The sequence below is a fragment of the Nonomuraea rhodomycinica genome (assembly GCF_013363995.1).
Lineage (GTDB): Bacteria > Actinomycetota > Actinomycetes > Streptosporangiales > Streptosporangiaceae > Nonomuraea > Nonomuraea rhodomycinica.
In genome coordinates this window covers 133444-159735 of the sequence record NZ_JABWGO010000011.1, presented here as the reverse complement: position 1 = coordinate 159735, position 26292 = coordinate 133444, and the positions used below count along the sequence as shown (strand labels likewise).

At 73.3% G+C, this 26292-nt stretch carries 23 protein-coding genes; 11 read left to right on the top strand and 12 right to left on the bottom strand.

All coding sequences use genetic code 11. The features are described 5' to 3' along the window. Nucleotides 1–6: 6 nt before the first annotated feature. Genes HT134_RS34585 through sppA form a run of 3 tightly spaced genes read left to right on the top strand, consistent with a single transcriptional unit; the run spans nt 7 to nt 4326 of the window. Nucleotides 7–1977: an endo-beta-N-acetylglucosaminidase gene (locus tag HT134_RS34585; protein ID WP_175604687.1), complete on the top strand. Its 1971-nt coding sequence runs from the start codon at nt 7–9 to the stop codon at nt 1975–1977. A gap of 32 nt (nt 1978–2009) precedes the next feature. Further along, the gene (locus tag HT134_RS34580; protein ID WP_175604686.1) at nt 2010–2570 is read left to right on the top strand and encodes a hypothetical protein; all 561 of its coding nucleotides are present in this window, start codon (nt 2010–2012) and stop codon (nt 2568–2570) included. Nucleotides 2571–2628: 58 nt separating this feature from the next. Beyond that, nucleotides 2629–4326 carry a signal peptide peptidase SppA gene (gene sppA, locus HT134_RS34575; RefSeq protein ID WP_175604685.1) on the top strand — a complete coding sequence of 566 codons (1698 nt, stop codon included), beginning with the start codon at nt 2629–2631 and terminating at the stop codon, nt 4324–4326. 84 nt (nt 4327–4410) lie between these two features. Here sppA and HT134_RS34570 read toward each other — a convergent pair whose 3' ends face one another. The 5 genes from HT134_RS34570 to HT134_RS34550 all read right to left on the bottom strand — a co-directional run bounded on the left by HT134_RS34570 (nt 4411) and on the right by HT134_RS34550 (nt 8343). Next, nucleotides 4411–4872, bottom strand: coding sequence for a flavin reductase family protein (locus tag HT134_RS34570; RefSeq protein ID WP_175604841.1), 462 nt, complete (start codon nt 4870–4872; stop codon nt 4411–4413). Nucleotides 4873–4963: 91 nt separating this feature from the next. Next, complete coding sequence (locus HT134_RS34565) at nt 4964–5893, bottom strand: ABC transporter substrate-binding protein (RefSeq protein ID WP_175604840.1); 930 nt, start codon at nt 5891–5893, stop codon at nt 4964–4966. After that, nucleotides 5893–6591: an ABC transporter permease gene (locus HT134_RS34560; RefSeq protein ID WP_175604684.1), complete on the bottom strand. Its 699-nt coding sequence runs from the start codon at nt 6589–6591 to the stop codon at nt 5893–5895. Before HT134_RS34560 ends, HT134_RS34565 begins: the two co-directional genes overlap by 1 nt. Continuing rightward, nucleotides 6588–7289 (bottom strand): ABC transporter permease, encoded by a 702-nt coding sequence (locus HT134_RS34555; protein ID WP_175604683.1) that lies wholly within the window; start codon nt 7287–7289, stop codon nt 6588–6590. The genes HT134_RS34560 and HT134_RS34555 overlap by 4 nt, the downstream gene beginning before the upstream one ends. Beyond that, nucleotides 7282–8343, bottom strand: a complete 1062-nt coding sequence (locus HT134_RS34550) for an ABC transporter ATP-binding protein (RefSeq protein ID WP_175604682.1) — start codon at nt 8341–8343, stop codon at nt 7282–7284. The genes HT134_RS34555 and HT134_RS34550 overlap by 8 nt, the downstream gene beginning before the upstream one ends. A 278-nt stretch (nt 8344–8621) precedes the next feature. Here HT134_RS34550 and HT134_RS34545 point away from each other — a divergent pair, with 278 nt between their 5' ends. Further along, entirely contained in the window at nt 8622–10463 is a 1842-nt protein-coding gene (locus HT134_RS34545; RefSeq protein WP_175604681.1) for a hypothetical protein, read from the top strand. Between the two features lie 22 nt (nt 10464–10485). On the opposite strand, the gene HT134_RS34540 is transcribed toward HT134_RS34545, so the two are convergent. From HT134_RS34540 to HT134_RS34515, 6 genes are all read right to left on the bottom strand, one after another. Further along, nucleotides 10486–11649, bottom strand: a complete 1164-nt coding sequence (locus HT134_RS34540) for a lipid-transfer protein (RefSeq protein WP_217708751.1) — start codon at nt 11647–11649, stop codon at nt 10486–10488. Nucleotides 11650–11729: 80 nt separating this feature from the next. Beyond that, nucleotides 11730–12149 (bottom strand): MaoC/PaaZ C-terminal domain-containing protein, encoded by a 420-nt coding sequence (locus tag HT134_RS34535; protein ID WP_175604679.1) that lies wholly within the window; start codon nt 12147–12149, stop codon nt 11730–11732. Further along, nucleotides 12149–13144, bottom strand: a complete 996-nt coding sequence (locus HT134_RS34530) for a Zn-ribbon domain-containing OB-fold protein (protein ID WP_175604678.1) — start codon at nt 13142–13144, stop codon at nt 12149–12151. Before HT134_RS34530 ends, HT134_RS34535 begins: the two co-directional genes overlap by 1 nt. A 29-nt stretch (nt 13145–13173) precedes the next feature. Further along, a complete protein-coding gene (locus tag HT134_RS34525) occupies nt 13174–14328 on the bottom strand; it encodes an acyl-CoA dehydrogenase family protein (RefSeq protein WP_175604677.1) in 1155 nt (384 codons plus the stop codon). Beyond that, the gene (locus HT134_RS34520; protein ID WP_312888664.1) at nt 14328–15296 is read right to left on the bottom strand and encodes an acyl-CoA dehydrogenase family protein; all 969 of its coding nucleotides are present in this window, start codon (nt 15294–15296) and stop codon (nt 14328–14330) included. The genes HT134_RS34525 and HT134_RS34520 overlap by 1 nt, the downstream gene beginning before the upstream one ends. Further along, nucleotides 15293–17122: an AMP-binding protein gene (locus HT134_RS34515; RefSeq protein ID WP_246366116.1), complete on the bottom strand. Its 1830-nt coding sequence runs from the start codon at nt 17120–17122 to the stop codon at nt 15293–15295. Before HT134_RS34515 ends, HT134_RS34520 begins: the two co-directional genes overlap by 4 nt. A gap of 241 nt (nt 17123–17363) precedes the next feature. Here HT134_RS34515 and HT134_RS34510 point away from each other — a divergent pair, with 241 nt between their 5' ends. Further along, entirely contained in the window at nt 17364–17984 is a 621-nt protein-coding gene (locus HT134_RS34510; RefSeq protein WP_175604838.1) for a TetR family transcriptional regulator, read from the top strand. Nucleotides 17985–18215: 231 nt separating this feature from the next. Here the strand turns inward: HT134_RS34510 and HT134_RS34505 are convergent, their stop codons facing one another. After that, nucleotides 18216–19196 (bottom strand): GlxA family transcriptional regulator, encoded by a 981-nt coding sequence (locus tag HT134_RS34505; RefSeq protein WP_175604676.1) that lies wholly within the window; start codon nt 19194–19196, stop codon nt 18216–18218. A gap of 77 nt (nt 19197–19273) precedes the next feature. On the opposite strand from HT134_RS34505, the gene HT134_RS34500 reads away from it, so the two are divergent. The 6 genes from HT134_RS34500 (at nt 19274) to HT134_RS34475 (ending at nt 26268) form a co-directional block, all read left to right on the top strand. Further along, nucleotides 19274–20212: an NADP-dependent oxidoreductase gene (locus HT134_RS34500; RefSeq protein ID WP_175604837.1), complete on the top strand. Its 939-nt coding sequence runs from the start codon at nt 19274–19276 to the stop codon at nt 20210–20212. Nucleotides 20213–20550: 338 nt separating this feature from the next. Continuing rightward, nucleotides 20551–21552 carry a sigma-70 family RNA polymerase sigma factor gene (locus HT134_RS34495; RefSeq protein WP_175604675.1) on the top strand — a complete coding sequence of 334 codons (1002 nt, stop codon included), beginning with the start codon at nt 20551–20553 and terminating at the stop codon, nt 21550–21552. A gap of 43 nt (nt 21553–21595) precedes the next feature. Further along, the gene (locus tag HT134_RS34490) at nt 21596–22714 is read left to right on the top strand and encodes a steroid 3-ketoacyl-CoA thiolase (protein ID WP_175604674.1); all 1119 of its coding nucleotides are present in this window, start codon (nt 21596–21598) and stop codon (nt 22712–22714) included. A gap of 334 nt (nt 22715–23048) precedes the next feature. Then, entirely contained in the window at nt 23049–24074 is a 1026-nt protein-coding gene (locus HT134_RS34485) for an MBL fold metallo-hydrolase (protein ID WP_175604673.1), read from the top strand. Nucleotides 24075–24081: 7 nt separating this feature from the next. After that, entirely contained in the window at nt 24082–24774 is a 693-nt protein-coding gene (locus HT134_RS34480) for a FadR/GntR family transcriptional regulator (RefSeq protein ID WP_217708721.1), read from the top strand. Between the two features lie 213 nt (nt 24775–24987). Further along, the gene (locus HT134_RS34475) at nt 24988–26268 is read left to right on the top strand and encodes an MFS transporter (RefSeq protein WP_175604672.1); all 1281 of its coding nucleotides are present in this window, start codon (nt 24988–24990) and stop codon (nt 26266–26268) included. Nucleotides 26269–26292 lie beyond the last annotated feature (24 nt).

The window sequence follows — 26292 nt, the reverse complement described above, 5'->3', positions numbered from 1 at the left end:
GAACAGATGCGCCTGTTACCCCGGCTGTGCGCGGTGCTCACCGCCACGGCCCTCGTCGCGGCCGGCGGTCACGCCGCCTCGGCTCGTTCGCGGAGCGAGGCGGCCGGCGGCCAGCCGTACGCGTCGTACTGGTACCCCGACACGATCCTCGGCTGGGACCCGGCCACCGACCCCGACGCCCGCTTCAACCGCTCGCGCGTGCCGCTGCGCCCCCGCGTCTCCTCGCCCCGGCTGAAGGCGAACGTGAACGCCCGGGCCGGGGAGGGCCGCGTCGCCTCCCTGGTCTCCTTCGCCCCCACCTCCGGCAACCCCTCGCAGGGCTCGCCCACCGCCGACTACTACGCGTTCACGTACTGGCAGTACGTCGACACGCTGGTCTTCTGGGGCGGCTCGGCCGGCGAGGGCCTCATCCTGGCCCCCAACCCGACGGTGATCGACGCCGCCCACCGCAACGGCGTCAAGGTGTACGGCACCGTCTTCTTCCCGCCCACCGCCTACGGCGGCCGGATCGAGTGGGTGCGCGACTTCGTCAAGAAGTCCGGCTCGGCGTACCCGGTGGCCGACAAGCTCGTCGAGGTCGCCCGCCACTACGGCTTCGACGGCTGGTTCGTCAACCAGGAGACGGCCGGCGGCGACGCGGCCCTCGCCACCGAGCTACGCTCGCTGATCACATACGCGCGCGGCAAGGGCCCGGTCGAGTTCATGTGGTACGACGCCATGACCGAGGACGGCGCGATCTCCTGGCAGGACGGCCTCACCCAGGCCAACGACGCGTTCCTCGCCGACCCGGACCGGGTGGCGGACTCGATGTTCCTCGACTTCGGCTGGACCGCCGCCCGCCAGCGCGCCTCCCGCGACCGGGCCAGGTCGCTCGGCCGCGACGAGCACGACCTGTTCGCGGGCATCGACACCGAGGCGAACGGCTACGACACGGCCGTCCCGTGGGAGGCGGTGTTCCCCTCCGGCCGGCCGCACGTCACCTCGCTGGGCATCTACCGTCCGGAGTGGACGTGGAAGTCGGCGAGCGGGCCGGCCGACTTCCGGGCCCGCGACTCCCGGTTCTGGGTGGGCGCCAACGCCGACCCGTCGGACACCTCGGCCTCCTCCCCGTGGAAGGGCCTGGCCCACTACATCGCCGAGTCCAGCCCCGTCACCGCCAAGCCGTTCGTGACCGGCTTCAACACCGGGCACGGCGACTTCTACAACGTCGGCGGCACGCGCGTGCGCGACGGCGGCTGGAACAACCTGTCCGTGCAGGACGTCCCGCCCACCTACCGGTGGATCGTGGAGTCCACGGGCAGCAGGCTCACCCCGTCCATCGACTACGGCGACGCCTACGAGGGCGGCTCCTCGCTGCGCCTCACCGGACGCCTCGACGCCGCCAACACCGTGCGGCTCTACCAGACCCGGCTCCCCGTGGCCGCCGGCACCAAACTGTCGGTCGTGCTGAAGACGCCCCGGGCCGGGGCCACCCACCTGAAGGCGGCGGTCGCCTTCACCGACTCGCCGACCACGTTCACGACCTTCGACCTCGGCGCGACCGGCGGGACCGGCTGGGAGCGCAGGACCCTCGACCTGTCCGCGCACGCGGGCCGGACCATCGCCCAGCTCGCCCTGCGCGCCACCGGCTCCGACGACGCCTACGACATCCGGGTCGGGCAGCTCGCCGTGTACGACGGCGCGATCGACGTGCCGGCCGCGCCGTCCCGGCTGACCGTGCTCGGCGTCACCGACGTCTCCCCCACCCGCAAGGCCCTCCGCCTGTCCTGGACCGGCGCCGGGCGGCCCCACCACTACGACGTCTACCGGCGTGACCCGGACGGCTCGCGCACCTACCTGGGCGCGACGCCGAACGACGCGTACTACGTGCCGGCCCTCGACCGGGCGGGCGCCGAGCCTGCGACGACGATCGAGGTCGAGGCGGTCGGCGCCGAGTACGGCCGCTCCACTCCCGCCACCGCCACCGTCACCTGGTAGGCATGGCCGACGGCTCAGCGTACGCTTCGCCGGTGATGATCTCATCGACCGCCGGCGGGAGAGGGCGGCTCGGGCCGGCGCTGAAGGCCGTCACCGCGTCGCTGGCCGTCGGCATGACGACGATCGCCTGCGTCCCCACCAGCCCCGAGGCCGGAGGGCTGGTGGGACTGACGGTCGACGAAGCGGGCCACCTCGCCGCGGTGATCTCCTGGTGCGCGCGTGCGGCGCCGGACAGCGTCGTCGTGTACCGGCGGGGGGACGACGGGGACAGCAAAGTGGCCGAGCTGAAGAACACCTCCCTGACCGGCGGGATCGCGTTCGTCGACCTGGAGGAGACCGCACCCGGATGGTCGGTCACGCGGGGCGGCCTGCGGCTCACGAACGGTCAGACGTACAGCGTGATGGCATACGCCGGGGACGTTCACGCCCAGGAGAACTACCTGGTCTATCCCGGCCCCGCCTTCACCATGGACGCCAAGAAGGAGATCCCTCCGGGACGGGTCCTGACCGAGCGGTACGAAGCGCGGGGGCAGGCCGACGCCACCCTCTCGATCGCCGACTTCACCGTCAAGGCCAGGGGATTCTGCCGGTAGCCGTCATCCGTCCAAAGACGTCCGCGTACGTCCGAGATGTGTCGCTTAGGGTGGCTTCATGGACGCAGGCAAGGCGATCTTCGAGACCGTGGACAAGCTTCGTCAGCGGCGCACCGCCCCGCTTGTCCTGGAGCTGGACCTCACCGAGGGCCTCACCGAGGGGCCGCCCACCGATCCGCTGTCGGCCGTGCTGTCCATGCGCAAGCCGCGCCTGTCCGACGTGCTCGCCGGGCTCAAGCGCGGGCGCGGCGACTCCCGGGTCAAGGCGCTGGTCGTGCGGATCGGCGGGAACCCGCTCGGGCTGGCCGTGGCCCAGGAGCTGCGGCAGGCCGTGGCCCGCTTCCGCGCCTCCGGCAAGCTCACCGTCGCCTTCTCCGAGACCTACGGCGAGTTCGGCAACGGCACCGTCCCCTACTACCTGGCCAGCGCCTTCGAGCGCGTCTACCTCCAGCCCAGCGGCGACGTCGGGCTGACCGGCGTGGCGCTGGAGCAGCGCTTCGTCAAGGGGGCGCTCGGCAAGCTGGGCGTCGGGTACGAGATGGGCCAGCGGCACGAGTACAAGACCGCCGCCAACACCTTCACCCAGGACCACATGACCGAGCCGCACCGCGAGTCGATGGAGCGGATCGTCGAGTCCGTCGTCGACCAGGTCGTGGCGGGCATCGCCGAGGGGCGGCGGCTGGACCCGGCCAAGGTGCGCGAGCTGATCGACCGGGGCCCGTTCATCGGGTCCGAGGCGGTCGAGGCCGGGCTGGTGGACGGGCTCGCGTACCGGGACGAGGTGTACGACGAGGTCAAGAAGGCCGCCGGCAGCGAGGCGCACCTGCAGTACGTCTCCCGCTACGCCCGGGCCGGCGCGGTGCGGAAGCTGCCCAACCCCACGGCCGACGGGGTGGCGCTCGTCCAGGGCCACGGGCAGATCAGGATGGGACGCAGCGGCCGCAGCCCGCTCGGCGGCGGCGGCGCGATGGGGTCCGACACGGTGAGCGCCGCGCTGCGCGCCGCCCGGCGCGACGACCACGTCAAGGCGGTCGTGTTCCGGGTGGACAGCCCCGGCGGCTCGTACGTGGCCTCCGACACCGTGTGGCGCGAGGTGGTGCTGACCCGCAAGGTCAAGCCCGTCATCGTGTCGATGGGCGACCTGGCCGCCTCGGGCGGCTACTTCGTCTCCATGGCCGCCGACGTGATCGTCGCCCAGCCGGGGACCCTGACCGGCTCGATCGGCGTCTTCGGCGGCAAGCCCGTCCTGTCCGAGCTGCTGGAGCGGGTCGGCGTCAACTCCGAGCTGGTGGCCGGCGGCGCGAACGCCGGGATGTTCTCCACCACGCGCGGCTTCTCGCCCGAGCAGTGGGAGCGGGTGAACGCCTGGCTGGACCGCATCTACGACGACTTCGTGGGCAAGGTGGCGCAGTCGCGCGACCTGACCCGCGAACGCGCCCACGAGCTGGCCCGGGGCCGGGTCTGGACCGGCGCCGACGCCCGGGAGCGCGGGCTGGTGGACGAGCTGGGCGGCCTGGAGGACGCGCTGGCCGTGGCGCGCGAGCGGGCGGGCCTGGCCGACGACGCCCCGGTGCGGGTCTACCCGCGCATCCACCCGCTGGAGCGGCTGCGCGGGGCGGAGTCGAGCGAGGACAAGGCGGCGGCGCTGGCCCGGGTCCGGATCGACGCGTGGGGGCCGCTGGCCCGGCTGTCGGCCGAGCTGGGGCTGCCGGCCGCGGGACCCCTGGCCCTGCCCGGGTGGTACACCATCCGCTGAGGGAACAGCCGGGGCCGGGTCCGCCGCCCATCGGGCGGTAAGGGTGGCCGACCATCGGGCGGTTGGGGCCGGCCAGAGGTCAGGTTAGGCGCCCATGGGGCGGTAGCGGCCGCGCAGGCGGATCAGCGGGGCCAGGGCCGGCGTGACGTAGGCGACGTCGAGCACGCGGGCCAGGAACAGCGTGTGGTCGCCCGCCGGTATGACCTGCGTCGTCTCCGCCTCCAGGGCGGCGACCCCGTTCTCGACGACGATCGCGTCCGAGTGGGGGCCGCGGTGGTGCGGGACGCCCGCCACGAGGTGGCGGGCGCTGGGGCGGCCGGCGGTGGCGAAGCGGCTGGCGACCGCGGCCTGGCCGGACGACAGGAGCGAGGCCGCCCACCGGTCCTGGCGCAGCAGCACCTCGCAGAGGTAGCCGCCACTGGCCAGGCTGACCAGGACGAGCGGCGGGTCGAGCGAGACCGACATGACCGCCGACACCGTGGTGCCGAGGTCGTCACGCCCGTCCCGTACGGTCACGACCGACACGCCGGCGGCGAGCTGGGCCATCGCCTCCGTGAATTCCAAGGTCCCCTCCGACTACGAAGAGTGGCGACGGGGTGGTGACGGGCCCCGCGGACGGCGGGGCCCGTCACCGGGGTCAGGCCAGCCCGTTGCTGGTCAGCCACTCCTTGGCGACCGTGGCCGGCTCGTCCTTGTTGACGCTGATCTTCTGCATCATGTCCAGCAGCGACTGCGTCGTGAGCTTGGCCGAGACGGCGTCCAGGGTGGTCCTGATCGTGTCGGTCGCCGCGGCCTTGTTCACCAGGGGCGTGACGTTCTGCGCGGGGAAGATGTTCTTCGGGTCCTGCAGCGGCACGAGGTTGTTGGCGGTCATCTTCGGGTCGGTGGAGAAGACGTTGCCGACCTGGATGGAGCCGTCCTTGATGGCGTCGGCCGTGGTGGGGCCGGTGGGCTTCCACTCCTTGAACTCCAGCCCGTACACCTCCTTGAAGCGCGCCTCCCAGCGCTTCTTGAACTCGGGCGGCCCGCCGACGGTCATGGTCTTCGACACCTTGGCCAGGTCCTCCATGCTGTTGAGGGACTGCTTGGCCTGCGTGTCCTTGGTGATCGAGAGGGTGTCCTTGTCCTCGGCGGGCGAGGAGGCGAGGACCTCCAGCTCGGCGGGCAGCTTCTGCTTCAGCGCCGCGTTGACGTCGTCGGTGGTGCTCGCCTTGTTCTGCAGGTCGATGAACGCGAGCAGGTTGCCGTTGTACTCGGGCACGATCGTCAGCCCGCCGCTCTTGACCTGGTCGTAGACGACCTCGCGGCTGCCGATGCGGGGCTTCTCCTCCACCTGCACGCCCTTGGACTCCAGCGCCTGGGCGTAGATGGAGCCCAGCAGCACGCTCTCGTCGAAGTCGAACGAGCCGATGACGGCCTTGCCGCCCCCGCCGCCGCCCGTCGCCGAGCCGCTGGGCGCCGCGCTCGTGGTGTCGAGCGGGTTGCCGCCGCCACCACCACCGCCGCACGCGGTGAGGGCCAGTGCCGCCGTCAGCAGCACCGCCGCGGTGCCGAACCTACGTCTCATCACGTTGTTTCCCTTCCTGAGGCCACCTGACGGACCTTGACCCGCCGGCTCACGCCGGGCGAGACCGTCGTCCGCTGGAGAAGCGTGAAGACGAGCTGCACCGCCAGTGCGAACAGCACAATCAGTACAGAACCCCCGACGACGCTCGCGTAATCCTTTGTCGCGAAACCGTCGATCACGAACCGGCCGAGCCCGCCCAGCCCGGTGTACGCGGCGACCGTCGTGGTCGCGACGACCTGGATGGCCGACAGCCGCAGCCCGAGCAGGATGAGCGGCAGCGCCACCGGCACCAGCACCCGGCCGAGCACCTGCCCGCCGGTCAGGCCCATCCCGTACGCGGCGTCGCGCAGCTCCGGATCGACGGAGCGGATCCCCTCGAACGTGTTGACCAGGATCGGGGGGATGGCGAGCAGCACCAGCGGGATGATGACCGGCAGGATCGAGGCGGTGCCGAGCAGCAGCACGAACAGCACCAGTAGGCCCAGCGTGGGCAGGGCCCGGGCGAGGTTGGCGGAGATGACCACGATGACGCCGCCGCGGCCGGTGTGCCCGATGAGCAGCCCGAGCGGGATCGCGACCAGCATGGCCAGGGCCAGCGCCAGCGCCGAGAACTCCAGGTGCTCCAGCAGCCGGGCGGGGATGCCGTCGGGGCCGGACCAGTTGGCCGGGTCGCCGAAGAAGTCGCTGAGCCAGCTCACGACGCCCTCCTTGCCCGCACCCACGGGGTCAGCAGCCGCTGCGCGAGGACGAGCAGTCCGTCGGCGACCAGCGCGAGCGCCACGATGAGCACGATGCCGACGACGACCGGCGGCAGGAACGGGTTCTGGTAGGCCCGGGTGAACAGCATGCCGAGGCCGCCCTGGCCGATCAGCGCGCCGACGCTGACCAGGCTGATGCTGGAGACCGCGACGACCCGCAGCCCGGCGAGCACGACCGGCACGGCGATCGGCAGCTCGACCTGGACGAGGCGGCGCAGCGGCGTGAAGCCCATCGCCACGGCCGACTGGCGCACGTGGTCGGGCACCGAGCCGAGGCCGTCCACCACGGCGGGCAGCAGGACGGCGATCGCGTAGAACGTCAGCGGGATGATCACCGTGGTCTTGGACAGGCCCGTGACCGAGATGAGCAGCATGAAGACCGGCAGCGACGGCAGCGCGTACACGACGTTGAACACGCCGGCCGCCGGCTGGTAGAGCCACCGCCAGCGGGCGCTGGCCAGGCCGAGCGGAAGGGCCAGCACGAGGCCGGCGACGATCGGCACGAGCGACATGACGAGGTGGTCACCGAGGAGGTCCTTGATGCTGCCGACCCGGCCGGTGTCCCAGTTGCGGGCGATCCACTCCCACAGCGACGGGGGCCCGTCCGCGATCAGGCGTACCAGCAGCGGCTCACCCATCGGCGGCCTCCGCGAGCGCCGCGTCGAGGACCTCACGGGTGGCCACGCCGACCACCTTGCCGTCCGCGCCGACCGCCACCGCGCATCCGGACGGCGACAGCAGCGCCGCGTCCAGGGCGGAGCGCATGGAGTCGCGGCCGGGCCGGAACGTGCCGTACGGCTCCGGCTCGCCGCCGCCGCCGTCGCCGCGCAGCCATCCGAGCGGCCGGCCGTCGTCGGAGACGGCGAGCACCCAGGGCTCGGGCGAGCCGCCGGAGAAGCCGGCGGGCACGGTCAGGTCGGTGCGCAGCCGCAGCCCGTCGGTGCCGACGAACTGCAGGCGGCGGATGCCCCGGTCGTGGCCCAGGAACTCGCGGACGAAGTCGTCGGCCGGCTCCGACAGCAGCGTCTTGGGGTCGGCGAGCTGCGCCAGCCGCCCGCCGACGCGCAGCACGGCCACGCGGTCGCCCAGCTTGATGGCCTCGTCGATGTCGTGGGTGACGAAGACGATCGTCTTGTTCAGCTCGGCCTGGAGCCGCAGCAGCTCGTCCTGCAGGCTGGTGCGCACGATCGGGTCGACGGCGCTGAACGGCTCGTCCATGAGCAGCACGGGCGGGTCGGCGGCCAGCGCCCTGGCCACGCCCACGCGCTGCTGCTGGCCGCCGGAGAGCTGGAACGGGTAGCGCTCGCCCATCGCGGGGTCGAGGCCCACGCGTTCGAGCAGCTCCATGGCCCGGCTGCGGGCCTTTCCGCGGTCCCAGCCGAGCAGCAGCGGCACGGTGGCGACGTTGTCGACGATCTTCTTGTGGGGGAAGAGGCCGGCCTGCTGGATGACGTAGCCGATGCCGCGCCGCAGCTTGGGCGGGTCGATGTCCCGCACCGGGTCGCCGTCGAGGAGGATGCGCCCCTCCGTCGCGTCGATCATCCGGTTGATCATTCGCAGGGACGTCGTCTTGCCGCACCCCGACGGTCCGACGAACACGGTGATCTCGCCCGTGGGCGCCTCGAGTGACAGGTTGTCCACGGCCACCGTGCCGTCCGCGTACCGTTTCGTGACGGCGTCGAATGTGATCACGCGCGACCTCTCGCTTGCCCGGGCAGGGTCGCGGCCCCCCTGCCACGACCGCCGCATGATCTCTTGGAGGCCCACACTACGGCGGCCGACGGGGGCATGTCGCGCCACCCCTGCGGTTAAACGCTTCACCCCACCAGCCGGAATTCACAACAAAACCGGATCTCTTGATGCGCCGATGGTGGCGACTTGGCATGATTGCTTCACCATCGGTGAACACACCGAGCCCGCCAGCCCCTTCTCCACCACCACCGCAGCAATTCAGCAAGAGGAACCGGCCCGTGACACAGCCGCTCACCGATCAGCGTGCCCGCGCCGAGCTGGTCGCCGAGCTCTACGACAGTCACGCCGCCGGGCTGTTCGCGTACTGCGCCGACCAGCTCGGCGACCACGGCTCCGCCGCCGACGTGCTGGTGTCCGTCCTCACCAGCGTCCCCGCGACGGCCCCGGCCCGCGCCGCGTTGTACGCGCTCGCCCGCCGCGAGATCCAGCGCCGTGACGTCGTCTACGCGCCCCCTGTCGTCGACCCGCTCATCGATCCCGCCTCCGCCCTGGTGGAGCGCACGCTGCACGAGCTGCGCCCGCACCACCGCGAGGTGCTCCTTCTGTCCGAGGTGTGCGGCCTGGACCGCGCAGAGCTCGCCTGGGTGCTCGACGTGGCGCCCGACACGGCCGACGAGCTGGTGAACGCCGCCGCGCACCGCTATCGCCGGCTGCTCGGCGCCGCGCTCGACCGCGCCGCCGCCCGCCGCGTGCCGAAGCCGGTGGCCGACGTGTACGGCGCCCTGGGCGTCGCGCCGCTGCGCGACGTGCTCGGCCGCCTGCCGTGGCCGGAGCCGCCCGGCACGCTCCGCGTCCACTTCGCCGGGTCCCGGTCGCCCGAGGCCGCGCCGATGTTCGTCAAGCCGCGCTGGCCGGTGCCGCCGGTCTGGCCGCTGCCGCTCGGCGAGCGCGACCCGCTGACGAGCACGGGGCTGTTCCCGGCTGAGCTGCTGAAGCCGCCGTCGCCGTCCCGCGTGCCGCCGCACGAGGCGACGACCGAGCCGATGCCCAAGGTGGGCGACCCGCTGGCCGCGACCGACCGGGCCCGGCCGAGCACGGGTCTGGTACGGCCGTGGCAGGCGTTCACCTCCGCCCGCGACCAGGGGCTCGTCCCGAAGCGGCCACGCCCGGGAGAGGCCGGCGATCGGGCACGACCTGGAGAGCCCGGGGAGCGGGCGCGGCCTGGGGAGCGGCCGTTCTTCCTGCCGGGAGGCGGCGACGCGTTCGCCACGGGTGACGTGTTCCTGCCGGGAGGCGGCGACGCGTTCGCCACCGGCGACGTGTTCCCGCCGCCGGGCGGCCCGCGGCCCGCACGGGGCCGCGCGTCCTCGGCGCCGATCCCGGGCGACGTGCTGGACGACGAGTCGGCCACGCAGGAGATGCCCGCGATCCGCGACGGGGTCCGCCCCGGCGACCCGGCCGCCCGCGGGCCGGCCGGTCCGCCGGCCCGGACGGCCGGCGAGGGCGCGCCCGGCAGCCTGTTCGCGCGGCGCGACCGCGCTCCCGAGCCGATCTACCGGATGCCGCTCCCGGCGGACGGCGCGGCCGGGTCGGCGCCGTCCCCCACCGGGCCCTCCCTCATCGGGCCGTCCGCTCCCGCGCCGTCCCCCACCGGACCGGCCGTCCGGGACGCCATGGGCGACCTGGGCGCCAAACCGGGACAATCAGGAGAAGCCGAACGGGCCGACGAGCTCGGATGGACCGGCGAACTCGGGCGGGCCGACGAACTCGGGCGGGCCGACGAACTCGGGCGGGCCGACGCACTCGGGCGGGCCGGCGAACTGGGACGAGCCGGCGGATTCGCGAAGTCCCGCGAGAAGGACGCGCGCACGTCCCGGCCCGGCAAGGACGCCAAGGCCGGGCCCCGCTCCGGCAAGGGCGGGCCGTCCGACCGGCTGCGCTCCGGCGCCCCGGCCAAGCCGCCGCGCGCGGGCAAGAGCGCGCCGCGCAAGGGCGCCCGGCCACGCCCGCGCCGCGGGCGCAGGCACCACGACTGGGCGTGGGAGCTGATCGGGTTCCTCATGTGCGTGGCGATCGCGATGATCGTGTTCTTCTCGGTGCCCACCATTTTGAGCCCCTGAACGGCCCCCGAGGCGAGGGGTGTCAGCCGGCGGACAGGATCAGCCCGCTGGTCGGCACCCCCGTCCCGGCCGTCACCAGGACGTGCTCCACCCCGGGCACCTGGTTGACCGACGTGCCGCGGATCTGCCGCACGGCCTCCGCGATGCCGTTCATGCCGTGGATGTACGCCTCGCCGAGCTGCCCGCCGTGCGGGTTGACCGGCAGGCGGCCGCCCAGCTCGATGCCGCCGTCGCGGACGAACCCCGGGGCCTCGCCCCGGCCGCAGAACCCCAGCTCCTCCAGTTGCGCGAGGACGAACGGGGTGAAGTGGTCGTACAGGATGGCGGTCCCCACGTCCCGCGGCCTGAGCCCCGACATCTCCCACAGCCGGCGGCCGACGACGGACATCTCCGGAAGCCCGCTCATGTCGTCCCGGTAGTAGCTGGTCATCATCATCTGCCCCTCCGCCGACCCCTGGGCGGCGGCCGTGACGACGGCGGGCGAGCGCCGCAGGTCCCGCGCCCGCTCGGCGGAGGTGACGACGAGGGCCACCGCCCCGTCGCTCTCCTGGCAGCAGTCGAACAGCCGCAACGGCTCCACGATCCAGCGCGACGCCTGGTGCTCCTCCAGCGTGATGGGCCGCTGGTAGAACCAGGCGGCCGGGTTGGTGGCGGCGTGGCGGCGCATGGCCACGGCGACCCGGCCGAAGTCCTCGGACGTGGCCCCGTGGACGTGCATGTAGCGCCGGGCGAACATCGCCACCCACGCCGCGGGCGTCATCAGCCCGAACGGGACGTGCCAGCTCATCTCCAGCCCCTGCGAGGTGGGCTGGCCGCCCAGCCGGGCGTCGGGCTGCCCGAAGCGCCGCCCCGAACGCTCGTTGAAGGCGCGGTAGCACACGACCGTGCGGGCCATGCCGGTGGCGACGGCCATCGCGGCGTGCGCGACGGTCCCGCAGGCGGCGCCGCCGCCGTACTCGACCCGGGAGAAGAACGTCAGCTCGCCCGCCCCGATCTCCCTGGCGACGGCGATCTCCTGGTTGGTGTCCTGGGTGAAGGTCACCATCCCGTCCACGTCGGACGGGTCGAGACCGGCGTCGTCCAGCGCCGCGAACACGGCCTCGGCGGCCAGCCGCAGCTCCGACCGGCCGGATTCCTTGCTGAACTCGGTGGCGCCGATGCCCGCGATGGCGGCTCGCGTTCCCAACACGTACTGGCTCCTTTGACGTCGTCGCGTGCGCGGGCACGGCGGATCCCCGGAACGCCCTGGCGGGACGGAGAGGGTGATCAGGCCGTTTCGTCGGAGGGAAGGGTGAAGGTGACGGTCGCGGTGGCGTGGTCGCCGAGGCTGACCTTGCCGCGCACCTCGACCGTGTAGTCCGGCCCGTCCTGGGTGACGACCGTGCCGTTGAAGTCGAGCCGGTCCCCCGCGTACGCGGGCACGCCGAGCTTGACGTTGATGCGCCTGATGATGGCCTCCGGCCCCGTCCAGTCGGTGACGTACCGCTCGACCAGGCCCATCGTGGTCAGGATGTTGAGGAAGATGTCCCTGGAGCCCTGCGCCCGCGCCCCCTCGACGTCGTGGTGGACCGGCGTGAAGTCCATGGTGGCCAGGGCGGTGGAGACGACCACCGTGGGCGTGAGGTCGATGGACAGCTCGGGCAGCACCGCGCCGATCTCGATCTGGTCTTCGGTCAGCGTCCGCATCACGACTCCCGTGGCACCCACATAGGAAGGATCACTTCGTCGTCCATTGCCCGATAGGTCGCACGCAACTCCATACCGATACCCACCGCGTCGGGCGGGCAGTCCACGACGTTGCCCACAATCCGCACCCCTTCCGGCAGTTCCACCACAGCCACCACGAACGGCGTCTCCCGCCCCGGAACGGGCGGGTGGTGGTGCACCACGTAGCTGAAGACCGTGCCCTCGCCGCGGGCGACGACGTAGGAGCGGCTGGTGGAGCGGCACGACGGGCAGACGGGGCCGGGCGGGTGCCGCAGGCGTCCGCAGTCGGCGCAGCTCTGGATGCGCAGCTCGCCCTGGCGCACGCCCTCCCAGAAGAACGCGGTGTCCCGGTTGTGGGCGGGTCGCAGCGGGTACGGCGCCTTGCCGGCGGGCGCGGCCGTGACGGGCGCGGTCGTGACAGGCGCGGTGGCGGGCGCGGTCGTGACGGGCGCGGTGGCGGGCGCGTCGGCGACGGGGGTCTCGCGCCGCCGGCGGGGGCGGAACTTGAGCACCCGGAACATCATCTCGGCCACCGGCGCGTCGCCCTCGCCGTACCAGGTGACGTTCCAGGTGGCGAAGTACCCCTCACCCAGGGCGGTGCGCTTGGGCCCGATCAGGCCCGAGAAGCGGGTGGCCGGCGTGAGCCGCTCCCCCACGCGCGCGGGGCGGTGGTAGGTCTGCTCGCAGTTGGTCGCCACCACGCCCGTGTAGCCCGCGGCGTCGAGCGCGGCCAGCACGTCGTCCACCGGCGAGCGGTCCTTGGCGCCGCGCCGCACGCCGGGCATGGTCCACACCTGGGCCATCGCCGGCGGCGAGACCCCCTTGTCCAGGTACGACCGGTTGGCGTCGCCCATCGCGTCGAGCCAGTGCCTGATCATCGGGATGTTGACCGGGTCGGCGGCCGGACCGCCCCGCACCTCGCCCAGCGCCACCTGCTTCTCCGCGAGCTCCAGCAGCTCGTCACCGGAGCCCATGCCCGTCTCCTTCCTCGCGCCCGTCTCGGTCATCGCGGCGGCCTCGGCAGGTTCAGGCCGAGCATGGCGATCAGCTCGCGCTGCACCTCGTTCACGCCGCCGCCGAAGGTCAGCACCACGGCGCCCTTGACCCCGTGGTCGAGGCGTTCGAGCAGGTCGGCGGTCTCCGGGTCGGACGGGTCGCCGTAACGGGCGAGCACCTCGCCGACCAGCCGGCCGATCTCCTGCATCCGCTCCGAGCCGTAGATCTTGGTGGCCGACGCGTCGGGCGCGCCCAGCCAGCCGAGGTCCATGTTGGCGGCCACCTGCCAGTTGAGCAGCTCGTTCGTACGGAAGTACGCGCGCACCCGACCGAGCGCCCGCCGCACGTCCGGCACGTCGGCCAGCCCCGTGCGCCGCGCCCAGGCGAGGAAGCGGTCGTAGGTCTGGCCGAGGTTGCCGGCCGGGCCGAGCGTGACGCGTTCGTGGTTGAGCTGGTTGACGATGAGGTCCCAGCCCTTGTCCACCTCGCCGACGACCATGCTCACCGGTACGCGCACGTCGGAGTAGTACGTGGCGTTGGTGTGGTGGCGGCCGTCCATGGTGACGATCGGCGTCCAGGAGAAGCCCGGGTCGTCCGTGGAGGCGATCATCATGGTGATGCCCTTGTGCTTCTTCGCCTCGGGGTTCGTGCGGGCGGCCAGCCAGATGTACTGGGCGTAGTGGGCGCCGCTGGTGAAGATCTTCTGGCCGTTGACGACGTAGTGGTCGCCGTCGAGCACCGCGGTGGTGCGCAGGGAGGCCAGGTCCGTGCCCGCCTCGGGCTCGCTGTAGCCGATGGCGAAGTGGCACTCGCCGGCCAGGATGCGGGGCAGGAAGAACTCCTTCTGCTCCGGCGTCCCGTACTGCATCAGCGTCGGCCCGACCGTCTGCAGCGTGATGATCGGGTACGGCACGCCGGCGCGGGCGATCTCGTTGGCGAAGATCTGCTGCTCGACCGGGCCGTAGCCGCCTCCGCCGTACTCCTTGGGCCAGCCGAGGCCGAGCTTGCCGTCGCGGCCGAGGCGCCGGCAGTGCTCCATGTAGGTGTCGCCGAACGGGTCGTCGGCGATCTTGCGGCGTTCGTCGTCGGACAGGCAGCTCCGGAAGTACGCGCGCAGCTCGTCGCGGAGCGCGCGCTGGTCCGGTGTCAGGTCGATGAGCATCAGGCGAGCGCTCCGATCAGGTCGAGCTGGGCGTCCTGGCCGCCGAGCAGGTGCGACAGGTGCTTGGCGTGGGCGAAGTACCGGTGCAGCGGGTAGGTCACGTCGAGGCCGAGCCCGCCGTGCAGGTGCTGGCAGGTGTAGAGGGCCCGGAACGCCTCGCCGGTGTGGAAGGCGGCCAGCGCCAGGTCCTCCTCGGCCGGCAGGCCCTCGCCGAGCCGCCAGACGGCCGACCACATGGCCACGTCCAGCGCCCGTCCGGCGATATAGACGTCCGCGACCTGCATGGTCACGGCCTGGAACTCGGCCAGCGCCCGGCCGAACTGCCGGCGCGTCTTGACGTAGCCGGTGGTCAGCTCCAGCGCCCCGGCGAGGACGCCGCTCGCCTGGGCGGCCACGGCGGCGGTGAGGACGTGGCGCAGCGCGGCCACGGACCCCGGGCCGGCGACCCGCTCGGCCGGCGTCCGGTCGAGGACGAGGGTGGCGGCGGGCTCGCCCGTCGCGGTGAACTCGGGGCGCGACTCCGGCCGCGACACCAGGAACACGCCGGCGTCGGCGGTGACCAGGACGTCGGACTCCAGGTACGGGACGCCGGTCTTGCGGCCGGTCAGCACCCAGCCGTCGTCGGTGCGGTCCGCGGTGGTCGCGGGCGGGTCGGCGAGGGCGCGGCCGGGCTCGCGCAGCGCGAGGGTCGCGGGGCGCTCCTGCTGCTCGCGGGTGCCGTGCCGGGCGAGGAACAGCGCGGCGGCCAGGGCGGGCAACGCGGGCACCGACGCGGCGCGAGCGCCCACCTCGCGCAGCACGACGGCCATCTCGACGGGGCCGAGCCCCGCCCCGCCCGCCTCCTCGGGGCGGCACAGGTCGAGCAGGCCGGCCTCGCGTAACCGCCGCTCGGGCTCGTCCCCGGCGAGCAGGTCGGCGGCCAGCTCGCGCAGGTCGCGCTGGGTCTCGTCCAGGCCGAAGTCCATCATGCCTCCAGTAGGTGTGCGCGGCCGTTCCTGGCGAAGTCGTCCTCGACGGCCTTGACGTCGTCCTGCTCCAGCCGCCGCCAGCGCCCGCTTCGGGACGGACCGTCCTGAGACGAGCCGCCCTGAGACGAGCCGTCCTGAGCCAGGTCCTTGGGTGGGCTGTCCTGGGGCGGGCCGTCCTCCGCCGGGCCCGGGAGCCGTCGGGCCTCGGACGGGCCGAAGGGCCGCCACCAGACGGGGTCGGCGGTGCGCCACGCCTCGCGGGCGAGCAGGCGCTTGAGGACCTTGTGCGAGGGGGTCTGCGGCAGCTCGGCCGAGATCCGGACGTAGCGGGGCACGGCCTTGCGGCCGAGGTCGGCGCGGGCGGCGAGGAAGGCGGCGAACGCCTCCGGGGAGAACGGCCCCGCCATGACCAGCGCCGCCATCACCTGGTCACCGGCCGCCGCGTCCGGCACCGGGTACACCGCCGCCTCCACCACGCCGGGAAACTCCCGCAGGGCCGCCTCGATCGGGGCAACCGCGAGGTTCTCGCCGTCCACGCGCAGCCGCTCGGTGCCGCGTCCGGCGAAGAACACGTGGCCGCGGGCGTCGGCGTAGGCGAGGTCGCCGGACCAGAACGCGCCGCCGCGCAGTCGCTCCGCGTCCGCCTCGGGGTCGTTGTAGTAGCCGTCGAACAGGCCCGTCCCGGACACGTTGACCAGCTCGCCGATCGCCTCGTCCGGATTGAGCAGCCGACCGTCCTCGACGCGGGCGGTGGCGCAGCGCCGCCCCGTGAGCGGGTCGCGGATCTCGACGCCGTCCGGGAGGCGGCCGAGCGCGCCCGGCGGGGCCGCCGGATCGGGCGTGAGCGAGATCGCGGTCTCCGTCGAGCCGAACGCGTCGATCACCCGGCAGCCGAACCGCTCGCCGAAGCGCCTGGTCGCCGTCGCGCTGCCCTCGTTGCCGAAGGCCAGGCGCAGGGGGTTGTCCGCGTCGTCGGGGCGGGGCGGGGTGGCGAGCACGTACGACAGGGCCTTGCCGACGTAGTGCAGGTACGTGCAGCCGTACCGCCGGACGTCGGGCAGCAGGCCGGACGCCGAGAAGCGGCGCCGCAGCACCAGCGCGGCCCCGGACGCGACGGCCGGGGCGTAGGCGGCCATGAGGGCGCCGGAGTGGAACAGCGGCATCGGGCAGTAGACGACGTCGTCCGGGGTGAGGAGCGCGCCGAGGCTGCGTCCGGGGACGGCGAGCTTGCGCTGGGTGATCCGCACGGCGCGGGGCCGGCCGGAGGTGCCCGAGGTGAAGATCAGCATCACCAGGTCGCCAGGGGCGGGGTGTCCCGGCGCGGCCCCCTCGGATGCTGCCCTCTCGGGTGCGGCTTGATCGGGTGCGTCGGCGGGCCGCGGCGTCTCTCCGCCGCTGCCGACGCTGTCGGTGAGGGTGGCCAGCGGGGCTCGCGGTATGCGGAGGGCGCGGGCCAGGCCGGTCGCCGCCTCCTCGTACGGGCCGTCGTACAGGAGCAGGGCGACGTCGGTGGCCGCGGCGTCCCGGGCCAGCTCGGCCGGTGAGCGGGTGGGGTTGAGCGCGACGACCACATACCCGCCGAGGGCGGCGGCCCCCACGAGCACCGGCAGCCCGGGCACGTTGTCGCAGAGCACGCCGACGTGCGGCCGGCCGGCGGCGCGCGCGGCCCGCCAGGAGGGGTCGGTGATCGCGCCGAGCCGGGCGGCGGCGGCCCGGCAGGCCGCGACATGCTCGCGCCAGGACCACGCCCGGTCCTCGAAGAGCAGGCCGGGACGGTCGTCGCCGGCCCGCGCCAGGAGCAGGGCGGCGAGGGTGTCCGCGGTCATCGCGCCTCCAGCAAGCGCTCGGCCAAACGATCCGCAAACTAGAACAGATTCTAGTATCTGTCCAGTGCCCCACCCACCGAAAAGTCGGGATATATGGCTGTAACGCCGTGGACATGGGCCTATACAGGCTTCTTTGTGACTCGCCAGTAACAAGCCGTGCCCGGGAGAAATCAGATAACGTGTTCTCATGCGTACCCCGCACGCGGCCGGCACCGCGTCCTCCAGCGACATCGAGGGGACCATGGAGAGCCACACCACGCCCGGTTCCGGCGGGCACGCGTCAGGCGGCCACAGCGTCCGCACCCGCAGCCAGCACCAGCGCCGCAAGCGGATCGTCCAGGCCGCCGCCGCCCTCGCCTCGCGCGGCGGCGTCGAGGCCATGCAGATGCGCACCGTCGCCGAGCGGGCCGGCGTCGCGCTCGGCACCCTCTACCGCTACTTCCCGTCCAAGATGGACCTGGTCGTCGCGGTCGTCGGCGAGGAGATCGACCTGCTGGAGAGCAGCATCGAGCGCCGTCCGCCGGGCGCCTCCACCCCCGCCGGACGGGCCGTCGACGTGCTCATGCGCGCCACGCGAGGCCTCATGCGCGAGCCGGAGCTGGCCGACGCGCTCATCCGCTCGCTCATCCTGGCCGAGGTGGAGACGCCGTTCGGCGACCGCATGACCGGCCTGCTGCTGCGGGTCTCGGCCGACGGGCTCTCGCGCGAGCAGGCCACCGAGGAGCAGGTCGCGCTGGCGGGGTCGCTGTCGAGCATCTGGGTGCAGGAACTGCTGGAGATGCTGCGCGGCCGGCGCACCTACGACCAGATCCAGCGCCGCATCGAGATCGCCGCCGCCCGCCTCCTCACCGACCTCGCCTGACCGACCCCCCGCCCGGACGCGAGGCCCCCACCTTTCGAGGCCGACCCGGCCGGAGGCGGCGCCCACCTTTTGACGCCGACCGCCCGGAGGCGGCGCCCACCTCTCGACGCCGACCGCCCGCAGGCGGCGCCCACCTCTCGACGCCGCGTCCCTGGACGCGACACCCGCCCACCCGGCCTCGCCCTGGCGCAGGCGCCGATGTCCTTTCCGGCACGCCCGGGCAGGCCTCGGTCAAGCCTCCGCCGGCTCCTCCCTCATGGCCCGGAACGTCCGGCGGTAGGCGTGCGGCGACACACCCAGGGCGGCGTGCAGGTGCCGCCGGAACGACGCCGCCGTGCCGAACCCCGCGCGCCCGGCCACACCCTCCATCGGCAGGTCACTGCTCTCCAGCAGCCGGCGGGCCAGCTCGACCCGCTGCCGGGTGAGCCACTGCCCGGGGCTCGTCCCCACCTCCTCGCGGAAGCGCCGGGTGAACGTGCGCCGGCTCATCCCCGCATGCCGGGCCAGGTCGGCGAGCTGGAGGGGCTCGGCCAGGCGGCTCAGCGCCCATGCCCGGGTGGGCGCCGTGCCCGCCGTGGACGGCTCCGGCACCGGGTGCTCGATGTACTGGGCCTGGCCGCCGTCGCGCCAGGGCGGCACGACGCAGCTGCGCGCCACCTGGTTGGCGACCTCGCTGCCGTGGTCGCGGCGTACGAGATGGAGGCAGAGGTCCACCCCGGACGACGCGCCGGCGGAGGTCAGCACGTCGCCGTCGTCCACGAACAGCACCCCGGCGTCCATCCGCACCCGCGGGAAGAGCCGGGCGAAGCGCTCGGCGTGCTTCCAGTGGGTGGTGGCCGGGCGGCCGTCCAGCAGCCCGGCGGCGGCCAGCACGAACGTCGCCACGCAGATCGACACGGCGCGGGTGCCCGGCCGCATCCGGGACAGGGCGTCGAGCAGTTCGGGCCGCAGGCTCTCGGGGCCGGTGATGGCCGCGTGCGCGTCGGCGGCGGGCAGCACGACCGTGTCGGCCGTCGCCAGCACGCCCGCGTCGTACGCGGCGGCGATGGTGAAGTCGGCCGCCGTGCGCACCGGGCCGCCGTCAAGCGTGCAGGTCACGACGTCGTAGAGCGGCTCACCGGCCGGCCCCCGGGCCGTGGCGAAGATTCTCGACGGGATGCTCAGCTCGAACGGGATGACGCCGTCGAGCGCGAGGACGGCCACGCGATGCATGGCCCAATGTTTGCACACCTTGGCCTTCGGGCCACTCGCGGCGTGGCCGCGGCGGCGAGCACGCTGGAGCCATGAAGATGCGCGCGATGAGCCAGGACGCCCTGGGCGGTCCCGAGGTGCTGACGATGGTGGAGCTCGACCGGCCGGAGCCCGGGCCGGCGCAGGTGCTGGTACGGGTGCACGCGGCGGGGGTGAACCCGGCCGACTGGAAGATCCGGGCCTCCGGCGGCCACCTCGGGCAGCCGCCGTTCGTGCTCGGCTGGGACGTCTCGGGCGTGGTCGAGGAGGTCGGCTCCGGGACCACGATCCACAAGCCGGGCGACGAGGTGTTCGGGATGCTGCCGTTCCCGTTCGGCCACGGGGCGTACGCCGAGTACGTGACCGCGCCCGCGCGGGCCTTCGCCCGCAAGCCCGCGGCCGTGGACCACACGCGGGCCGCCGCGATCCCGCTGGCCGCGCTGACCGCCTGGCAGGCGCTCGTCGACACCGCCGCGACCCGCGGCGGCGACCGGGTGCTCGTCCACGCGGCGGCGGGCGGCGTCGGGCACTTCGCCGTGCAGATCGCCAAGGCGCGCGGCGCGTACGTGGTCGGCACGGCCAGCGCCGCCAAGCACGACTTCCTGCGCGGCCTCGGGGCCGACGAGGTGATCGACTACCGCACCGAGGACTTCGCCGAGGTCGCGCGGGACATGGACGTGGTCATCGAGACCATGGGCGGCGAGTACGGCCGGCGGTCCCTGCGCACCCTCCGCGAGGGCGGTGTGATCGTCTCCCTGACGTTGTCGCTGCTGGACCCGGGCCTGCACGCGGCGGCGGCCGAGCGGGGCATCCGGTCCGAGGCGATGCTGGTGGAGGCCGACCACGCGGGGATGCGCTCCTTGGCCGCGCTGGTCGAGGCGGGGCGGCTGCGTCCGGAGATCGCGGCGGTCGTGCCGCTGGAGGACGCCGCCAAGGCCCACGAACTGGGCGAGTCGGGCGGCACCACCGGAAAGATCGTCCTCACCGTCACCCCGTGACGCCTCACCCGTGACGACTCACCCTGTGAGGCCTCACCCGTGACGACTCACCCCGTGACGCATCACCCGGGGTCGCCATCCCGCCCCGCCGGCACCGCTCCGAGGAGGGCCCCTCTCCGCCCCGCGTCCGATGAGGGGTCGATGAGGGGCACTCCCGGCACCCGCACCGCTCTGGCGCCACCGGCACACCGGACCCGCCCGGGAGTCGCCGCCGACCCCGTGCGGCATCCCCGCACCGACCCCCGCCCTCGGGGCCGGGCTCTCCCCCTCTTGGGATCACGCACCATCCCGGTGCTCCGCGTACGGAATCTGTCGGTGGCAGGGCGTATACAGGGAGGATGACCGACAGGCCATCGACCGAGGACTTCCTCCGGCTGGCCGACCCCATGCGGCGCGAGCTGCTCGCGCACTGCTACCGCATGACGGGTTCGGTGCACGACGCCGAGGATCTCGTCCAGGAGACCTACCTGCGCGCCTGGCGCGCCTACGACGGGTTCGAGGGGCGTTCGTCCCTGCGTACGTGGCTCTACCGCATCGCCACGACCGTGTGCCTGACCGCGCTGGAGAGCAGGGGCCGCCGGCCGCTGCCCACCGGTCTGGGCGCGCCGAGCACCGAGGCGAGCGCGCCGCTGGTGGAGCGGCCGGAGGTGCCGTGGCTGGAGCCGGTGCCCGACGGCATGGTGGGCGCGGGGGCCGACGACCCGGCCGCGATCGTGACCTCGCGCGAGAGCATCCGGCTGGCGCTCATCGCGGCCCTGCAGCACCTGCCGCCCCGGCAGCGGGCCATCCTGGTGCTGCGCGACGTGCTGCGGTGGCGGGCGGCCGAGGTGGCCGAGGCGCTGGAGACCACGACGGCCGCGGTCAACAGCGGGCTCCAGCGGGCGCGGGCCCAGCTCAACGAGGTGTCCCCGAGCCTGGACGATCCCACGCCGCCGTTGCCCCAGGACCAGCGCGAGCAGCTCGACGCCTACGTGGCCGCGTTCGAGAGCTACGACGTGGCGGCGCTGGTGAAGCTGTTCACCCGGGACGCGGTCTGGGAGATGCCGCCCTTCACCGGGTGGTACCAGGGCGCCGAGGAGATCGGACGGCTCATCACCGTCAACTGCCCGGCCGAGCATGCGGGCGATCTGCGCCTGGTGCCCGTGGCGGCCAACGGTCAGCCGGCCTTCGCGGTCTACTTCCGCCAGGGTGACACCTATACCGCGTTCTCGTTGATGGTGCTGACGCTCGCCGCCGAGGGCATCCGGCACGTGGCCATGTTCTTCGACGTGGGGCTCTTCGAACCGTTCGGGCTGCCGCCCACGCGGCCCGTCGAGGAGCGGGCTTCCGCAGCAAACTAGAACGAGTTACAGTCGGCTCCCGAGCATCGTTCTGGAGGCGACAGTGGGCACACCGGTGATCGTCGAAGCCGTCCGCACCCCCATCGGCAAGCGGGACGGCTGGCTGTCCGGGCTCAAGCCGCAGCAGGTGCTCGCCGCTGCCCTCAAGGGGCTGGTCGAGCGCTCGGGCGTCGATCCGGCCGTCGTGGGCCAGGTCTTCGCCGGCTGTGTGACGCAGGCGGGTGAGCAGGGCGGTCACGTGGGGCGCTACTCCTGGCTGTACGCGGGCCTGCCGTACCAGACGGGCGTCACCACGGTCGACGCGCAGTGCGGCTCGTCCCAGCAGGCCGTGCACCTCGCGGCGGCGATGATCCGCGCCGGCGTGATCGAGGCCGGCATCGGGTGCGGCGTCGAGATCATGAGTCGTGCGCCGCTCGGCAGCAACGTCCTGCCCGCCAGGCCGCGGCCGGACGACTGGAGCATCGACCTGCCCGACCAGTTCACCGCCGCCGAGCGCATCGCGGCACGGCGCGGGCTGACCAGGGAACGGCTCGACTGGCTCGGCGCCCGTTCCCAGCAGCTCGCCGCCAAGGCGTGGGCCGACGGGCGGTTCGAACGCGAGATCGTGCCCGTCGGCGACGTACGGCGCGACCAGGGATTGCGCGAGACCACCGTCGAAGGGCTGGCCCGGCTCAAGCCGGTGCTCGGCGAGGGCGCGCTGCACACGGCCGGCAACTCGTCGCAGATCTCCGACGGGGCGGCGGCGGTGCTCGTGATGAGCGAGGAGGCGGCCCGCGCGCACGGCCTGCGGCCGAGGGCCCGCATCCTCGCCCAGGCCCTGGTGGGCGCCGAGCCGTACTACCACCTCGACGGCCCCGTCGAGGCGACATCCAAGGCGCTGACCATGGCCGGGATGTCGATCGGCGACATCGACCGGTTCGAGGTGAACGAGGCGTTCGCCGCGGTCGTGCTGTCGTGGGCGAGCGTCCACGAGCCCGACTTCGACCGGGTCAACGTCAACGGCGGCGCCATCGCGCTCGGCCACCCGGTGGGGGCGTCGGGCGCCCGGCTGATCACCACGGCGCTGCACGAGCTGGAGCGCTCGGACTCGTCGACGGCTCTGGTGACGATGTGCGCGGGCGGCGCCCTGGCCACCGCCACCATCCTCGAACGCGTCACGTGACGGTACGAGCACCATTCCACGCGCCGCGCACCGCGCGCTCCTGCGAGCGCCAGGCATGCCCCGCACCGCGCAAATGTGGATGGGCGTCGGCGCACAGGTGCCGGCGGTGCGACGCGCGCCGGTTGTCGCCACCTGGCGTGGTGGGGCGACGGTGAACGCGGCTCGCGAGACGGCGTGCGGGGCGGCGGGGGCGAGCGGCACGCACGGTCATCTTCCCCAACGATGATCAACCCGTCATCTCAAGACGTGTCACCTTAGGTGCCGGAAATCCCTTTCGGTGCTCGCTTCCTTCCGCCACACTCGTTCCACGCTCACGCACCACGGGGGACCGACCATGAGAAAGACCCGGCGCAGGCCGTACGCCGAGCAGCGTCCGCAGGACCTCGGCGGCGGGGTGTGGAGCGTGCCGGTGCCGATCCCCGGCAACCCGCTCGGCTACACCCTCGTCTACGCGATCGAGTCGCCCCAGGGCCCCGTGCTGATCGACGCCGGCTGGAACCATCCCGACGCGTGGGAGGCGCTGAGCGGCGGGCTGGCGACGCTCGGCATGGACGTGGCCTCGGTGCGGGGCGTGGTGGTCACGCACTTCCACCCCGACCACGCCGGCCTGGCCGGGCGGGTGCGTGAGGAGTCGGGCGGCTGGATCGCGATGCACGAGGCCGACGCGGCGCTGGTCACGCTGATCCACGGGCTGGACGAGGGCGAGCACGAGGCGTTCCAGACGGACATGCTCAAGCGGGCGGGCGCCGACCCGGGCGACGTCCGGGTGGTCGCCGCGGAGCGCCCGCTGCCGCCCGCGCGGCCGGACCGCGAACTGGCCGACGGCGACCTGGTCGACCTGCCGGGCCGCAAGCTGCGCGCCGTCCACACGCCCGGGCACACCCCTGGCCACATCTGCCTGCACCTGGAGGACGCGGACCGGCTGTTCACCGGCGACCACGTCCTGCCCGACATCACCCCGCACATCGGCATCTATCCCTACGACCGCGATGACGTGGACCCGCTGGGCGACTTCCTCGCCTCGCTGGACCGGGTCGGCGAGCTGGGACCGCTGGACGCCTTGCCCGCTCACGAGTGGATGTTCCCTGATGTGGCGGCGCGAGCCGTCGAGATCCGTCACCATCACGAGGACAAGCTCGACCGGCTGGCCGCGCTGCTGGCCGAGCGGGCGGAGCCGCTGACCCTATGGGAGGTCGCCGCGATGATGACCTGGAACCGTCCCTGGGCCGACCTGGGTCCCATGCTCAGGGGCATGGCCGCCGGTGAGGCGGCGGCCCACCTGCGCACGCTGGAGGTCCGGGGCGCCGTGAGCCGCGTACGAGGATGCGATGCGGTCCGCTTCCAGGCCATAGAATCCTAGACATCCGATGTCTAGGGAGAAGAGCGTGGCGGTCACCGACGCGGCCATCGACAAGATCAAGCAGATGATCCTCTCCGGCGAGCTCGCCCCCGGGGACCGGCTCCCCAAGGAGGCCGACCTCGCCGAGCGGCTGGGCCTCTCACGCAACTCCCTGCGCGAGGCCGTCCGCGCCCTCGCCCTGATCAACGTCCTCGACGTACGGCAGGGCGACGGCACGTACGTCACCAGCCTGGAGCCGCGACTGCTGCTCGACACCATGTCGTTCGTGCTGGACCTGCACCGTGACGACACCGTGCTGCAGTTCTTCGAGGTGCGCCGCATCCTGGAGCCCGCCGCCACCGCGATGGCCACCAAGCTCATGACCGACGACGAGATCGGCGAGCTACGGGTGATCCTGGAGTCGCTGCCCGCCGACCCGACCGTCGAGGAGCTGGTGGCCAACGACCTCCAGTTCCACCAGCGCATCGCCCAGGGGTCGGGCAACGCCGTGCTCTGCTCGTTCATCGAGAGCCTGTCCGGGCCGACGACCCGGGCGCGCATCTGGCGCGGCCTGACCCAGGAGGGCGCGATGGAGAAGACGCGCGAGCAGCACACCGCGATCTACGAGGCCATCGCCGCCCGCCAGGCCGACGTGGCCCGCTCCTGGGCCACGGTCCACGTGGCGGGCGTCGAGTCCTGGCTCCGCAAGGCCCTCGCCTGACCCCACCCGACCTCGCCGGTGCACCCCTCTCTCGTCCGCGGCGACACCCCCGCACGCCTGTGTTAGCGTGACTCGCATGATCCATCCTCGTGCCTAGAGACGACCCGCCGTATCGCCCAGCCGGTATGGGCTCGATACGGACTCGGTGTCCCTGAGGCTCGCAGCGTCTCCGCCACGCGCCGTGGCCTGACGCTGCCTTTTCGAGGTGTTCTCGTGTCTTCTCCTTCAGCGGCGTCCTACGCCGCCGTTCTTCGCATCCCTCTCGCCGGCCGTACCTTCGTCGCGGCGCTGGTCGGGAGATCGTCCTACGGAATCGTCTTCCTCTCCTTGGTCCTGGCGTTCACCCAGGCCACCGGCTCCTACACCATGGCCGGCGGTGCCATCGCGCTGTTCGGGCTCGCCAGCTCATCGCTGTCTCCGATACGCGCCCGGCTGATCGACCGGTACGGGGTCCGCCGGGCCCTCCCTCCGATGGCGGTCACGTACGCCCTGCTCCTGACCCTGGTCGCCGTCCTCACGTGGCAGCCGGGGACACCCGGCGCCCTGCTGTGGCCGCTCGCGGGCATCGCGGGGGCGCTCACCCCACCGCTCGGCCCCATCATGCGGACCTTGTGGAGCGACCTGCTCCCTGACGGCCCCCTCCTGCAACGCGCCTATGCGCTCGACACCGTCGCCGAGGAACTCCTCTACGTGACCGGTCCGTTGATCGCCGGTCTGCTGACGGGAGTGGCCCATCCCTCGCTGGGCGTCCTCGTCAGCGCCGCACTGGTGGCCGCCGGGTCGCTGGCACTGGTGTCCTCGCCCGCCGTGGACTCCGCGTCCTCACGAGGATTCCAGCAGGCCGAGGCGCCGAGCGTTTCCGAGCCGTCCGCGGGCAGGCGGGCCGAAAGCAGGTGGAGGCCGCTCGCGGGCCTCGGCGGCCTGCGCCGGCCGGTTCTGGTGACCGCCGGCGTGGGCATGAGCCTGGGCTCGCTGAGCCTCCTCCTGGTCGCGTTCGCCGGGGAGCATGCGCAACTCGCCGCAGTCGCCTGGGTCGAGGCCGCGCTGGCCGCCGGAAGCGCCGTCGGCGGACTGGTCCACGGCGCCGTCTCGTGGCGGCTCAGCCTGGAACGGCGGTTGCCCTTGCTGGCCACGGCGCTGGCGCTGTCCCTGGCCGCCGCCGGGCTCGCGCCCGACATCGTCGTGCTGTCCTTGGTGGCCGGCGTCGCCGGGCTGTTCGTCGCCCCCGCCCTCACCACCGCGTACATGCTGGCGGACAAGAGCGCGGCCGCCGGCGCCAGGACGCAGGCCGGCGCGTGGGTCAACACGGCGTTCAACACCGGGAACGCCGCGGGCTCGGCCTCCGTGGGGCTGCTCCTCGGCCATCTCGCCCTGGTCGCCTGCTTCGCGGCCGGAGCGCTGCCGTCACTTCTGGGCGCGCTCGCGGGGATGAGGAGGCCCCGCGACTCGGCCGAGCCTTCTCGGGAGGCGACGTCGCCCGACGTCTCCGCCTAGCCGCTCCCCTTTCCCGTAAGAAGC

What these genes read in the sequence shown, in the direction of transcription:
- HT134_RS34535 (WP_175604679.1), bottom strand. Translation starts at nt 12,149, where the DNA reads ATGCGGACGCTGACCGAAGACCAGATCGAGATCGGCGCGGTGCTGCCC.
- sppA (WP_175604685.1), top strand. Translation starts at nt 2,629, where the DNA reads ATGGACGCAGGCAAGGCGATCTTCGAGACCGTGGACAAGCTTCGTCAG.
- HT134_RS34565 (WP_175604840.1), bottom strand. Translation starts at nt 5,893, where the DNA reads ATGAGACGTAGGTTCGGCACCGCGGCGGTGCTGCTGACGGCGGCACTG.
- HT134_RS34485 (WP_175604673.1), top strand. Translation starts at nt 23,049, where the DNA reads ATGAGAAAGACCCGGCGCAGGCCGTACGCCGAGCAGCGTCCGCAGGAC.
- HT134_RS34530 (WP_175604678.1), bottom strand. Translation starts at nt 13,144, where the DNA reads ATGGGCTCCGGTGACGAGCTGCTGGAGCTCGCGGAGAAGCAGGTGGCG.
- HT134_RS34555 (WP_175604683.1), bottom strand. Translation starts at nt 7,289, where the DNA reads ATGGGTGAGCCGCTGCTGGTACGCCTGATCGCGGACGGGCCCCCGTCG.
- HT134_RS34585 (WP_175604687.1), top strand. Translation starts at nt 7, where the DNA reads ATGCGCCTGTTACCCCGGCTGTGCGCGGTGCTCACCGCCACGGCCCTC.
- HT134_RS34505 (WP_175604676.1), bottom strand. Translation starts at nt 19,196, where the DNA reads ATGCATCGCGTGGCCGTCCTCGCGCTCGACGGCGTCATCCCGTTCGAG.
- HT134_RS34495 (WP_175604675.1), top strand. Translation starts at nt 20,551, where the DNA reads ATGACCGACAGGCCATCGACCGAGGACTTCCTCCGGCTGGCCGACCCC.
- HT134_RS34570 (WP_175604841.1), bottom strand. Translation starts at nt 4,872, where the DNA reads ATGGCCCAGCTCGCCGCCGGCGTGTCGGTCGTGACCGTACGGGACGGG.
- HT134_RS34520 (WP_312888664.1), bottom strand. Translation starts at nt 15,296, where the DNA reads ATGATGGACTTCGGCCTGGACGAGACCCAGCGCGACCTGCGCGAGCTG.
- HT134_RS34515 (WP_246366116.1), bottom strand. Translation starts at nt 17,122, where the DNA reads ATGACCGCGGACACCCTCGCCGCCCTGCTCCTGGCGCGGGCCGGCGAC.
- HT134_RS34500 (WP_175604837.1), top strand. Translation starts at nt 19,274, where the DNA reads ATGCGCGCGATGAGCCAGGACGCCCTGGGCGGTCCCGAGGTGCTGACG.
- HT134_RS34525 (WP_175604677.1), bottom strand. Translation starts at nt 14,328, where the DNA reads ATGCTCATCGACCTGACACCGGACCAGCGCGCGCTCCGCGACGAGCTG.
- HT134_RS34480 (WP_217708721.1), top strand. Translation starts at nt 24,082, where the DNA reads ATGTCTAGGGAGAAGAGCGTGGCGGTCACCGACGCGGCCATCGACAAG.
- HT134_RS34510 (WP_175604838.1), top strand. Translation starts at nt 17,364, where the DNA reads ATGGAGAGCCACACCACGCCCGGTTCCGGCGGGCACGCGTCAGGCGGC.